The sequence below is a fragment of the Vibrio sp. McD22-P3 genome (assembly GCF_021568915.1).
GTDB lineage: Bacteria > Pseudomonadota > Gammaproteobacteria > Enterobacterales > Vibrionaceae > Vibrio > Vibrio mediterranei.
The window spans coordinates 14,844-27,596 of record NZ_JAKGTN010000026.1 but is presented as its reverse complement, the minus strand read 5'-3'; the positions used below and the strand labels follow the sequence as shown (position 1 = coordinate 27,596).

General features: G+C 46.2%; 15 protein-coding genes. 5 read left to right on the top strand and 10 right to left on the bottom strand.

The window, feature by feature from the left end; translation table 11 throughout:
* The first annotated feature begins 207 nt into the window (after positions 1-207).
* Positions 208-2,529, top strand: coding sequence for a Tex family protein (locus L2W36_RS23500; protein ID WP_236111744.1), 2,322 nt, complete (start codon positions 208-210; stop codon positions 2,527-2,529).
* A 67-nt stretch (positions 2,530-2,596) separates the two neighbouring features.
* On the opposite strand, the gene L2W36_RS23495 is transcribed toward L2W36_RS23500, so the two are convergent.
* Together L2W36_RS23495 and bioH are read right to left on the bottom strand one after the other, a co-directional pair.
* Positions 2,597-3,046: a hypothetical protein gene (locus L2W36_RS23495; RefSeq protein ID WP_006073398.1), complete on the bottom strand. Its 450-nt coding sequence runs from the start codon at positions 3,044-3,046 to the stop codon at positions 2,597-2,599.
* Positions 3,047-3,195: 149 nt separating this feature from the next.
* Positions 3,196-3,987 (bottom strand): pimeloyl-ACP methyl ester esterase BioH, encoded by a 792-nt coding sequence (gene bioH, locus L2W36_RS23490; RefSeq protein WP_006073396.1) that lies wholly within the window; start codon positions 3,985-3,987, stop codon positions 3,196-3,198.
* A 61-nt stretch (positions 3,988-4,048) separates the two neighbouring features.
* Here bioH and L2W36_RS23485 point away from each other — a divergent pair, with 61 nt between their 5' ends.
* From L2W36_RS23485 to cysQ, 4 genes are all read left to right on the top strand, one after another.
* Entirely contained in the window at positions 4,049-4,729 is a 681-nt protein-coding gene (locus tag L2W36_RS23485) for a ComF family protein (RefSeq protein ID WP_236111743.1), read from the top strand.
* Positions 4,730-4,845: 116 nt separating this feature from the next.
* On the top strand, positions 4,846-5,433 hold the full coding sequence (gene nfuA, locus L2W36_RS23480) for a Fe-S biogenesis protein NfuA (protein ID WP_031493658.1): 588 nt from the start codon (positions 4,846-4,848) through the stop codon (positions 5,431-5,433).
* A 185-nt stretch (positions 5,434-5,618) separates the two neighbouring features.
* Positions 5,619-6,176, top strand: coding sequence for an ADP compounds hydrolase NudE (nudE, locus tag L2W36_RS23475; protein WP_031493657.1), 558 nt, complete (start codon positions 5,619-5,621; stop codon positions 6,174-6,176).
* Position 6,177: 1 nt separating this feature from the next.
* Complete coding sequence (gene cysQ, locus L2W36_RS23470) at positions 6,178-7,005, top strand: 3'(2'),5'-bisphosphate nucleotidase CysQ (RefSeq protein ID WP_206379131.1); 828 nt, start codon at positions 6,178-6,180, stop codon at positions 7,003-7,005.
* 79 nt (positions 7,006-7,084) lie between these two features.
* Here the strand turns inward: cysQ and L2W36_RS23465 are convergent, their stop codons facing one another.
* Genes L2W36_RS23465 through gspG form a run of 8 tightly spaced genes read right to left on the bottom strand, consistent with a single transcriptional unit; the run spans position 7,085 to position 12,703 of the window.
* On the bottom strand, positions 7,085-7,843 hold the full coding sequence (locus L2W36_RS23465; RefSeq protein WP_198557236.1) for a type II secretion system protein N: 759 nt from the start codon (positions 7,841-7,843) through the stop codon (positions 7,085-7,087).
* Complete coding sequence (locus L2W36_RS23460) at positions 7,844-8,338, bottom strand: type II secretion system protein M (protein WP_236111742.1); 495 nt, start codon at positions 8,336-8,338, stop codon at positions 7,844-7,846.
* A gap of 8 nt (positions 8,339-8,346) precedes the next feature.
* On the bottom strand, positions 8,347-9,588 hold the full coding sequence (gene gspL / locus L2W36_RS23455; protein WP_236111741.1) for a type II secretion system protein GspL: 1,242 nt from the start codon (positions 9,586-9,588) through the stop codon (positions 8,347-8,349).
* The gene (gspK, locus tag L2W36_RS23450; RefSeq protein WP_236111764.1) at positions 9,557-10,570 is read right to left on the bottom strand and encodes a type II secretion system minor pseudopilin GspK; all 1,014 of its coding nucleotides are present in this window, start codon (positions 10,568-10,570) and stop codon (positions 9,557-9,559) included. Before gspK ends, gspL begins: the two co-directional genes overlap by 32 nt.
* Before the next feature lie 8 nt (positions 10,571-10,578).
* Positions 10,579-11,274, bottom strand: a complete 696-nt coding sequence (gene gspJ / locus L2W36_RS23445; RefSeq protein ID WP_236111740.1) for a type II secretion system minor pseudopilin GspJ — start codon at positions 11,272-11,274, stop codon at positions 10,579-10,581.
* Positions 11,264-11,620: a type II secretion system minor pseudopilin GspI gene (gene gspI / locus L2W36_RS23440; protein WP_236111739.1), complete on the bottom strand. Its 357-nt coding sequence runs from the start codon at positions 11,618-11,620 to the stop codon at positions 11,264-11,266. Before gspI ends, gspJ begins: the two co-directional genes overlap by 11 nt.
* Complete coding sequence (gene gspH / locus L2W36_RS23435) at positions 11,604-12,209, bottom strand: type II secretion system minor pseudopilin GspH (protein WP_062461620.1); 606 nt, start codon at positions 12,207-12,209, stop codon at positions 11,604-11,606. Before gspH ends, gspI begins: the two co-directional genes overlap by 17 nt.
* Positions 12,210-12,259: 50 nt before the next feature.
* Positions 12,260-12,703, bottom strand: a complete 444-nt coding sequence (gspG, locus tag L2W36_RS23430) for a type II secretion system major pseudopilin GspG (protein WP_006073367.1) — start codon at positions 12,701-12,703, stop codon at positions 12,260-12,262.
* Between the last annotated feature and the right edge of the window lie 50 nt (positions 12,704-12,753).

Here is a 12,753-nt window from a genome sequence, read left to right as displayed (position 1 = left end):
TTCATTGCCAACTCTCTTTAACTTTACAGAAAATTAACGGAATATCCACGCGATTATCAATAAATTAGCAAATTACTGAATTGTTTCACGGCTAAGTGATAGAGAAAAATAACCAAGCAATTGCAAAACTTAGCTCAAGCCCTTATATCCTATAGATATCGAAGAAAGGACCTTCCTTTCCCTAACACACAACAAGAGAATACACGGATGAGCCAAGCTATCTGTCAACTGATTGCTAAAGAGCTGAGCGTCAGCACGAAGCAAGTTGAAGCTGCTGTCACTTTGATTGATGACGGCAACACCGTACCCTTCATTGCACGTTACCGAAAAGAGGTAACAGGCGGGCTTGACGACACCCAATTACGTACTTTGGATTCTCGCCTTAGTTATCTAAGAGAATTGGACGAAAGACGTCAGACAATTCTGAAATCCATTGATGAGCAGGGCAAACTCAGTGACGAATTACGCACTGAAATCGAAAACGCCGATAACAAAACACGTCTTGAAGATCTGTATCTACCATATAAGCCAAAACGTCGCACTAAAGGGCAGATTGCCATTGAAGCAGGACTAGAGCCACTTGCAGATCTGCTTTGGAATCAACCAAATAACACTCCGAAAGACGCTGCCCAACAGTATGTTGATGAGTCAAAAGGTGTCGCAGATAGCAAAGCCGCTCTTGATGGTGCACGCGCTATCATCATGGAACGAATCGCTGAAGATGCCGACCTATTAGAGAAAATTCGTCACTACCTAAACCGCAATGCGGAACTTAGCGCTCGAGTGATCCAAGGCAAGGAACACGAAGGCGAGAAGTTCAAAGACTATTTTGAACACGACGAAGCCATCAGCAAAGTTCCGTCGCACCGTGCACTAGCCATGCTTCGTGGCCGCAATGAAGGCTTCTTGCAATTGTCTCTCAACGCCGATCCAGCTAATCAAGAAAACGCGCGCGAGTCTCACTGTGAAACCATCATTGCAGAGCATTACGATGTTCATCTAAGCCAAGCGCCAGCGGATGCTTGGCGCAAACAAGTCATCAGTTGGGCATGGCGCATTAAAGTATCGATGCATATGGAAACCGAACTGATGGGCGCGCTCAAAGAACGCTCTGAAGTCGATGCCATTACCGTATTCGCCACAAACTTGAAAGACCTTCTGATGGCCGCACCAGCTGGCCCAAGAGCAACACTAGGTCTAGACCCTGGTTTGAGAACAGGCTGTAAAGTGGCTGTCGTCGACACTACAGGTAAAGTGTTAACAACAGAGACCATCTACCCTCATCCACCGCAAAAGCAATACGATAAGTCAGCACAGGTTATTGAGCAGTTAGTGCGTCAATACAATGTCGACCTAATCGCGATTGGTAACGGTACTGCCTCACGCGAGACAGACAGCTTTGCTGCCGATGTGATTAAACGTGGCAATCTTAAAGTTCAGAAAATTATCGTCAGCGAAGCTGGTGCTTCAGTGTACTCAGCCTCGGAACTTGCTGCCAAAGAGTTCCCAAACATGGACGTGTCACTACGTGGTGCCGTCTCTATTGCACGCCGACTGCAAGACCCACTGGCTGAACTGGTGAAAATCGACCCTAAGTCTATTGGTGTTGGTCAATATCAGCACGATGTAAGTCAAACCATGCTAGCTAAACGTCTAGATGCAGTCGTGGAAGATTGCGTAAACGCAGTTGGGGTTGATGTAAATACGGCCTCAGCTGCGCTACTCACTCGAGTAGCAGGACTTTCATCGACACTGGCGCAAAACATTGTCGACTATCGTGATGAAAATGGCCGCTTCGAAGCCCGTACAACCTTGAAGAAAGTCGCCCGTTTAGGTCCTAAAGCTTTTGAACAGTGCGCAGGTTTCCTTCGCATCATGAATGGCAAAAACCCTCTTGATGCCTCTTCGGTTCACCCTGAAGCGTATCCAGTGGTCAAAACAATTGCTGAGAAAACTGGCCGTAAAGTGCAAACGATTATCGGTGATAGCAGCTTTTTGAAGTCTATTAACGCCATTGATTACACCGACGAGACATTTGGTTTACCAACTGTCACCGATATTATCCGCGAATTGGATAAGCCAGGCCGTGACCCTCGACCTGAGTTTAAGACTGCAACCTTTGCTGAAGGGGTCAACAAGATCTCCGACTTAGAACCCGGCATGGTGCTAGAAGGTGTGGTGTCTAACGTCGCTAACTTTGGTGCCTTTGTGGATATTGGTGTACATCAGGATGGATTGGTACATATTTCAGCTCTAACGGATAAGTTTGTCGCCGACCCTCGCGAAATAGTTAAAGCAGGTGACATCGTTAAAGTTAAGGTAATGGAAGTCGATGCAGCCCGTAAACGCATCGGCCTGTCTATGCGTTTAAACGATGAACCTGGACAAGATAACAGAACTAGCCGCAGCTCATCTCAAAAGCCGAGAGAGCCTCGAGGCGGACAGCGTCAACACAAACCTCGTCAGGAATCCGGTAATAGCGCCATGGGTGGCGCATTCGCAGCGGCGTTTGCCAAGGCGAAAAAGTAGTTTCTATCAATAACAAAAGAGCACCTTAAGGTGCTCTTTTTAATTCACGTTATATCGAACCGTTCAACTAAGTGACCGCAAGAATATCAGAGGGTGTATTAGGCGCTACTGCATGGCCGTAATGATAACGAATCACGGTGCGACGTTTGGCCATCTTCCCTTCGAGTATCGCTGCATCGACTATTTTCTTCGGTAAACGAAAGCGCATAGCATAGCCTTTCCCTTGCGACTGACTATAGGTATTTAGCGACAACAACCGAAACCAATTTTCTACCGGATTATGCGGCTGAGAATCCTCTTCTTCCGTTTCATACTCTGGGTGCTCAGCAGGATCCCAGGCGCTGCGCTTACGGCGTTTTTCATCTTCGTTGATGCGTCGTTCAGCATTGGTTCTCGCCAGTTCCACGGGAGCGATGATCGGCTCTCTCACTTTGTTGTCACGAGCCACTTGCTCTGTCTGCGGATTCACGGACGGTGCAATAACCGGGGCACTTACACTGTTGGGTGACACTATCATGGTCACTCTCCTCTGTAATGAGTGATTACAGCCAATACCTCTACACTTAGCCTTATCTTTAACCGATTGAACTATCGTCAATCATCTCAATACAGTATCGGACAAAATGCATAAAGCTTTACCGATTTTGTGTAAAAATCCTGCAAATATCAGCGAACTAGCGCCTGCACCTTGTCGATAAAACCGCTTTGCTCGGTAATAAACGGAGCATGCGAAGAATCCTTAAATACATGTGATTGATGACCGGATGTGAGCTCATCTAGCTGTTTTGCAACACGCACTGGCACCAAACCATCTAATCGACCATACCAGCGGTGAACTGGCATCGATAGTTCTCCCAACTGTTGACGCAGATCGAGGGAGTCCAACCAATTCAGTCCTAGCATCAACGCTTCTTGAGAAGGCATAGGCCGCGATAACACCGCCTCTTTTAGTTGTTTCACATCTTGACGAGCACTTGGACTGCCCATGGCTTGCAGTGCCATAAATCGTTCAATGGTTAGCTTGAAGTTCTCAGTTAGCTGTTCCGTAAATGCAGCTAGTACATCCTTTTTAATCCCGCGCCACTGTTCACCTTCAGAGAACTTGGGCGAGCTTGCTAATGTCACCAACTGCGAGATTCTTTGCGGATAATAATGAGCTATATGAGTCGCCACTAACCCGCCTAAAGACCAACCCAACCAAATGGCTTGGTCGGGAGCATCCGCCAGTAACAACTCACAAAACTGCTCAAGGGACTGATACTCAACATCATGACTGAAGCCATAACCGGGTAAATCAACGCTATGCACGGTGAAAGACTGAGCCAGTTCGGCACTGCACTTGGACCATACCGCGCCATTCATGCCCCAGCCATGAAGCAAAACGATATCGGGTCCCTGACCTTCAGAATGCCAATGTACTTTTGATGCTGAGCTCACGTTATCTCCTACCGAATTCATACTATGTTGGGGTTGTTTTGCTTCATGCTAAACAGATATTCTCAAACGTCAAATTAGACCAATGAAACTGTCACTTCCAATACCCTCTCTGTGTCATTTATGCGGTTTGCGTATCGACTCAACCATGGAGCACCATTTATGGTGCCCACATTGTCATCGACAAATGGCGTTACACATTAAACGCTGTCATTGCTGCGGTTTACAAATAGAGACACAAGCCGATAAGTGTGGTCAGTGCCTTAAATCACCGCCACCATGGCACCAAATGTATTGTTTGGGTGACTACCAATACCCACTTTCAACACTCATCCAGCAGATAAAGCGGCAGAAACGCTATTGGCTACTTCCTCCTCTAGCACGAATGCTCAACGGTTTGATTCTTCACCCTGCTCCCATGGTGGTCACCGTACCAATGACATGGCATCAATATCTGTTAAGAGGGTTTAATCTTAGTGAAGTGATCGCTAACGAGATAGCTAAGTCCACGCCTCAAGCTCAACTCAAGTCCGATGTATTTCTCAAACACGCTCGGGCTCCTATGCAAAAAACCTTGGATAAAACCGCGAGGCTGCGTAATGTTCAACGAGCGTTTTCATTACATCAACGACCAAAAGCAAGTCATGTTGCGATAATTGATGATGTGGTCACAACTGGCGCAACTGTCAGACATTTAAGCGAATTATTGCTTGATGTAGGGGTCGAAAAAATCGATATTTACTGCTTGTGCCGCACGCCAAAATGAGTTGGTAAACCACTGCAACCTCAAGTTGCACACAATACAGACAAATAATTTTGGCATCTACTCACGACAGGAGTAGAATAGTGGTAATAACCTACAACTATACTCAGGTATTCGTCGTGTCAAATCCAATTACTATTACAGAAAGTGCACAAAGCCACTTTGCCAAACTACTGGCTCAACAGCCAGAGGGTACGAACATCCGTGTTTTTGTCGTTAACCCAGGCACTCAAAACGCTGAATGCGGTGTGTCTTATTGCCCACCAGAAGCGATTGAGTCAAACGACACCGAATTTAAATACGAAGCCCTATCTGCTTATGTTGATGAGCTATCTCTACCCTTCCTTGAAGATGCTGAGATCGACTTCGTCACTGACAAAATGGGTTCACAGCTTACGTTAAAAGCACCAAACGCGAAAATGCGTAAAGTCGCTGATGATGCGCCATTAATGGAACGTGTCGAGTATGCTATCCAAACTCAAGTAAACCCTCAGCTTGCTGGTCACGGTGGCCACGTTAGTCTGATGGAAATTACTGAAGACGGTATTGCCATCGTTCAGTTTGGCGGTGGTTGTAACGGTTGCTCTATGGTTGATGTGACCCTGAAAGAAGGTATTGAGAAACAACTTCTTCAAGAGTTCTCTGGTGAACTTACAGCGGTTAGAGATATGACCGAGCACGATCGTGGCGAGCACTCATACTACTAAGTGACTTTTTCGCCCCACGCGGCCATGAAGTTCGAGCAGAGCGCCAAGGGAAACCTTTGCGCTCTGTTTTTTTATGGTTCTATTTGGCGATGACTCAATTCCTATATATATTAAGCAGTACAATAATTTCTGTTCCGCACGCTCACATCACTAATCTATGTGGAACAACGCTAAGGAGATAAGCCATGCCGTCCAAAAAAGGACCTGAAATCTTAGCCCAAAAGACCGTTGCCGAATCTCGGCTATTTAAGATTGAGGCGTTAGACTTAGCGTTTTCTAATGGCACTAAGCGCACTTATGAGCGAATGAAGCCAAGTGGTCGTAACGCAGTCATGATGGTTCCTATTACAGAGCATGGTGATATTTTATTGGTACGCGAGTACGCGGCTGGCACAGAGCGATACGAGCTGGGCTTTCCTAAAGGACTTATCGACCCTGGCGAGTCACCTGACCAAGCAGCGGTACGAGAGTTGAAAGAAGAAATCGGCTTTGGGGCAAATAAGCTAACTCCGCTTAAAGAAGTCATCTTAGCACCGTCTTATTTTTCAAGTCGCATGACCTTGTTCGTTGCTCAAGATCTCTACCCTGAACAGCTTGAAGGCGATGAACCAGAGCCTTTAGAGATAGTGAAATGGCCACTTGCTCAGGCAGACGAACTCCTCTCTCATATGGATTTCTCCGAAGCACGCAGTATTACCGCATTACTGCTGATGTTAAGAATGAAGTCAGAACTAGGACTATAACGTGACGGCACTGAATAAAGATCTCTCCCACCTCATTCCCGACGCCATCAGCATTGCTCGTCTTGCTGGGCAGCTCATATTAGACATCTATGAAAACAAGCAATATGAGGCGTTTACCAAAGAAGATGAGACTCCAGTCACCACCGCCGACCTCGCAGCTCACAAACTGATTGTTGAAAAGCTCAGTCAGTTAACACCAGACATCCCTGTACTGTCTGAAGAAGCAGCAGATATCAGCCTTGAACAACGTTCACAATGGGATACCTACTGGCTTGTTGACCCGCTTGATGGTACTCAAGAGTTCATTGCGCGCAGTGGCGATTTCGCTACGATTATTGCTCTGGTTCGCAATAATAAGCCGATTATGGGAATCGTCTATGCACCAGTGTCAGGCGTGACTTATTATGCCTACGAGAATAAAGGGGCTTGGAAAATCCCATCCATGGATGAAAGCTTGAGAATTAACGTCCTCAAACATGACACTCAAGATCAATCCATCGCCATTGCGATTAGTCGTCGCCAAAATATCAACCGTGTCACAGCAAGAATGAGCTCTGCGTGGAACTACGATTTGGTTCCTCTTGGATCTGCGGCACTAAAAGCGTGTCTAGTGGCTGAAGGCGCGGTGGACTGTTACCTGCGCTTAGGCCCAACAGGTGAATGGGACACAGCAGCAACCCAATGCATTGTCGAAGAAGCTGGCGGTGCCATCTTAAGCACCGAGTTAGGTCCGCTGTCCTACAACCAAAGAGAGACATTGGAAAATCCAAACTTCATTGTGATTGGCGACCAATCGCTAGCTTGGAATAAGATTCTCATTCAAGAATAGACACTAAAATAAAACTAAAAAAGGAGGCTAAGCCTCCTTTTTTAGTTGTTAACTCAACAAACAACTTCGTCCCCAGTTCCTAGAATCTTCCTTGATAATTAAAGGAATAACGACCTTGATTATCAGGGTTACCTAGCCAACTCAACTGCTGACGCATGGTCGCAGGGAAATCACCTTCCGGTTTAAACCACGCGCTGGATTGATATTGTCGGTTCGGCGTCAGCTGCCCTGAGAACTCACTAGAGACTTGCTTACTAGATTGACTGCCTTTCGCGGTTAATACACTGTCATTACACGCCAAATCAACAATAGTCGGCCCGAAGCTTAAGCTGCCGACAGGGGTTTCAATATAGCCAGCACTCCATGACAGACTGCCCTCTCCCGTTCCACACCAAGGAGATTGGTATTGCAACGATTTGATCGCCAATTCAAGCTGCCCCCCTGCCGAAACAGGTACGGGCATAGGAGAGTATTGCAGAACGGTATCTGCCGGTATCGAAGCTAACAAGGTCTCCACGTAAGGTCCTGAGAAGCTGATACCAACGTTCCCTTTGCCAGAGAGACCAAACGCGCTGCCACGGCCAAACCTAACGGCATATTCTGGGGACAGAGTTAGCAAACTCGACCATGAGAAGGACCAGTTAAGCTCTCCCAGTTGGTAGTTCTGAACTCGTACATTTTGAGCTCGCCCCTGCCAAACCGTCCCTTCTGCGCTATCAATAAATACACCTTGAGGCAACGGTGAGAAGCTCAATGCCACGCTTGCAGGCAAGTGATAGATAGCACTAGCGGTAAATACACTGGTGCAAAGTAACGCGTACTTAATGACTCGTTTCACTTAGCTACCTCTTTTAAATTGCAGACGGTTCACTTCTATCACACCACTCAAATCCGCCTTATCAATATCCATATTTTCCACTGTCACTCCGTGGTTTTCCTGTAAATAGAATAACCAATTTACGAAGAACTCAAATGGGATCGGTTTGATCCAGACTTGCAACTGGTCGTTACGAGGCTGCATTCGAATCAACTCGACATTAAATCGATTTGTTGACGACGTGATAACCTGATTTAAAGGCTGCTTGGAGACAACCACACCGCCTGCACGACGTTTTTCAACGATGGAATCGGCTTGTTCACTTACCCAAGACAACAATTGACGCTCTGATTGAATGCGCATTTGAGCATTCTCAGTTCGCTGAGCAAACGGGGCGAGTATCCCCCAATAGATGATCCCAATAATGGCAACGACAGAACATGCCAAAACCAGTCGCTGTTCCCTTTGACTGATACTAAGCCACCAGCTTTGTGCGCTAAGTAGTAGACCTTTCATGATTAACCCTATTTTGCCTTCAACACAAAGTTACCCATCACCACTTCACCATTACGGTTAAGGGGACCTTGTGACACATCGAACTGCGTTTCCAGTTTTATTCTTGCCGCTTCAAAGCTTTCAAAATCCTTGCTGGTGACACTCATACGAACTTCATTGCGATTGCCATCAAAGGTAAAACTCTCAACTTGCATGCCATTCACTTGACCCACGGTGTCGGGCAATTTCGACAACCATTCCAACACAGACGCACTGGAGATATCGGAGCCACCTAATCGGCCTAGCTCATCTTGCATTTGTCTCTTCAGGTAGCTCACTGTAGGAATGCGTTTCTTATCTGGAAACATGCTTCGGAAAATACGTTCACTTTCCGCTCGGTAAGCTGCTGCTTGAGCTTCATACTGATTAACAAGCACTACTTGTTCCGCAATCAGAGCAACGATAAGTATTGAGGCCGCGATAGCTACTTTCTTCCAAACTTTCCAATGTTTTAAGAAAGAAGCTTTAGGTTTAAAGTCACCACTGAGTAAACTAAAGCCGCTATCCACCACTCCTTTTGAAAGTAGTGCCATGGCGGGTTCTGCTGGCAAAGTTTGCCATGAAACATGGTCAGAATACGAAGCAACAATCGTAGGTTCTTCTGAATAGCTCTCTACGACTACTACAGCAGACTCTTCTTGATCTTGCTGCTCCCGAGAGGATAAATAATCCGACTTAATAACCGCTTCAAGCCAGTTGTTATCAACCGTCATACCCGACCATTCAGAGGTACGAAACAGCCACTGCTCATCCATTTCAATCGCAGAAACATGTTGTGTCTTGGGCAAAGCTAAAACATCAGGAACGACCTTTTTAACTTCAATATCATGTTGCAAAAACGCCTCAAGCACATCAGATAAATAGTGCTTATCAACCGCACACACTGCCGCTTTGTCAGCGTGTTTATTAAGAATCGTAAAGTGAAGCTGCTCGACATCTTGAGCAATATCATCTTCTACAAGAAATGGCAGCATGGTTTCAAACTGCCTAGCTCCACCTGCAGGGATCTCAACTTGAGCGAAGTGAACATCCTGTGCACATAGCATAAGCATTGTGACACGCTGCTGCGCGTATTCCTTGATCTCTTCGAGCTGCGCTAAACTGTCAAGCACACCACTCGCTATCACTTCTTGCTGATTGGTCGACCAAACCGCCCAATGTACAGGGCTAGTCGGCTGACTATTCAGGCGAACGGTTAAAAACTCGCTCACGAAATCCTCCAAATCGACGGCGCACTACCGTCACATCTTGCCTATCTTGGCTAAAAAATAAGGTTCTTAATCGCAGTCTTGATTCGTCCACAATTACCTGCGCATCTAACTCAAAGTAAACACTGTCCACAGTCAGGAAAGGAGAACCTTGCTGCTTTGTATTGTCATCCACCGCACCCATTTGTGGCTCTGCTAAAAACTGATTCACACCAGACCACCCATCAAAGGGGCGATTTTCAATAAGCTGTTTGGCATTATCCACCGACAAATTCGGTGCAAATAACGCAGCGAGTAACGGTGCTTGCTCGACCGAAATCGTATTAACATTGAGCTGCCAACTGGATGTCGGTAACGCGCAGACTAGTGGAGCAATTTTCAACATAGCTTCACCAGACATCTGATTAATTGCTCTCAGTTCAGAACTGTCGGCGATTAGACCATTAGCGGCAACATACGCTGGCGACAAAGACTCGTAGTAACTGTCTCCAACTCCAGACACGGAGCGAACAGTCGTTTCCTTATTGATAAACTCCCAAGTCGAATCAGCAATTTGTTCGGCTTGGTAATTCTCGACTTCACTTTCTTCCAGCAATCGCTGAAAGAAACGCACCAAAAATGGTTTAGTGGCGCTATTGGCATTCGGTGTCACATTCGCCAGAGCATTGACATTGAAGCATGACTGCATATCTCGAATGTAGCCAGTTGCTTGACCGTAATCGAGTGGATAAGTGCGCTCCTCAAGAGCCCAAGGTTGATTCAGATTAATACTGTCTTTGTTATCTTTGTAGCTCTCTTTTATCGCAACGGAGGCCAATGCCTCAACACCAATGGCATACCAATAGGCCTGTTGATAATTAACCTGATTCGATGCTCGAGTGAACTGACTAAACAAGCGCTCAGACATCGTAGCGGCTATTGATACCATGATGGCTAAAAGCAGCAGAATAACAATCAAGGCAACCCCTTTTTGGGAGTTAGGCATCACTCTCTTCACGAGTTGCCTCCTTGGTTATTACCACCTTGATTCCCACTGCCATCTTGATTCCCATCACCATTATTAGGTGCCGATGACGCGTTAATGGTACCTGTAGGAGTCAGGTAAATCCTGGTTATCTCACCATAATCTTCGAAGGTAAGCTTAATCTCCACAGCTAATGGCAGTGACAAGTCTGCTTGCCACTCTTTAAGCCACGTTTCCCCATTGTAAAAACGCATGTCAAAGTCTTCTACACCGCTAAAGATAGGGAGAACCACAGGAGGCTCGCCCACAGCCGTGTCAGGGTAGCGCCACCATACTCTTTCTAGTTTGCCCTGTTTTAGTCGATAGCCAATTTTCGCTACTTCACCTCGCGGAAATTGATTTTGCGGATTGAGCCACCCTAGACGAGTAAAAAGTAACCCTTTTCCTTCAGACTCCAATAAGTTTTGCTGCCACAAGATCAACCGATTTAACGGCGCCTCTCCCTCGTGTCTAAACTGCCTAAGTGCCATTTGCCTAAAGTCACTATCCAGATAGACAAACCCTCGCTGGATTTCTTGCAAACGAGCACTGCGCTCCTGCGAGAGTTCGTTACTTCGCTGAACTTGGTTAACCACTTGATAAGCAGCAACACTGAGACTTGCGAAGATGGCGATAGCCACTAATACTTCAATCAGTGTAAAGCCTTGAGAACGCTTACCTATCAACGTAGCTCCTCACCGTCACGATGGGACTGGCTTTTTTATCTAGTGCCACACTCACATCAACGGCTTTAAGTAAATTATCAGATGTTTTTACGGGAGTGACGCTCCAAAACCACTCGCGTCCCGCCAATTTCTCGCTTCCGTTTTGGGCTTTAAGCGCAGACGTATCCAGCATAACCTTGGCCATTTGATTATCCACCACCATTGCGGCAAAGGCTTTGTCTTCTAGATAGTTTAAGGTATTGATGTGCTGACTCACTGAACGAATGATCGCAATGGCCGCCGTTGCAAAGATAGCAAGGGCAATCAACACCTCAAGTAAAGTCATCCCTCTAGCGTTTGTTTTCATTCCAATCCTTGTCGTCCATTAGCTGCAACGAACCATTATCTTGGATCTGTACATACCAAGACTGCGCTTTAAGCGCTCGGTTTACAGGCGCTAAAACAAAGGCTCCCGGCGTAATCTCTCCACTGGAAAGAATAAAAACTTGCGGCGGTTTTTCTGCTTTTTTCTTTTTCTCGATGTCAGCAAACATATCTTCATCAAACAAAGTACCAGGTTCAAACAATCGGTCATCATTGCCCCAGACACCATTGCTTAAATCGAGTTTGACAGTCATCTCTTCCGGCAACGTGGTTTCTTCAGGAATCTGATTCAATGACACTCTTTGCCAACCGTCAGCTTGGAGCTCCAGAAACACATACTGCTTTTTATCTTCATCAACTCGTATTCCAAAGTCCTTTCCAGCTAACATGGCCTCTTCATTGAAGAGCTGAAGCCTTTGGAATAAGCGCTGAGCTTGTTGTTTCACTTGTTCGTCTTGCGGCTGAGGTAAGGTCGAAATGACTGCGACGGCACTGATGGATAACAGTACCAATACTAGGAGCACTTCCAGTAAGGTGAAGCCTTGATGATGTTGCCGTATGAGAGAACGCATGACATACCATTGAAAAAGGTAGGGCGAATACTCGCCCTACTGATTACCGATTACTGAAAGTCTTGAATATTCCAGTTGCCAATATCGGCTGCTGCGCCTTCACCACCTTCTTGACCATCAGCACCTAACGTAAAGATGTCGATAGTGCCTTTGTCACCAGGGCTCAAATATTGATAGTCATTGCCCCACGGGTCATTAGGTAAACGACGAATATAACCACCATCACGGTAGTTACGCGGCTCAGGGTTACCCGGCTTAGTCACTAGCGCTTCCAGACCTTGATCCGTTGTTGGATAAACGCTGTTGTCTAACTTGTACATATCAAGCGCATTTTCTAACGCGACTATATCGGTAATGGCTTTTTGTTGATCCGCTTTCTCTTTGTTGCCTAGTAGATTAGGAACAACAAAGCTTGCCAAAATACCTAAGATAACAACAACCACCATTACTTCGAGTAACGTAAAGCCAGCCTGTTTTCTGTTTGTTTTTCTCATTTCTCACTCCAAAGAAAACGCCTCTAGACAGAGGGTTGTGATTTCATTAT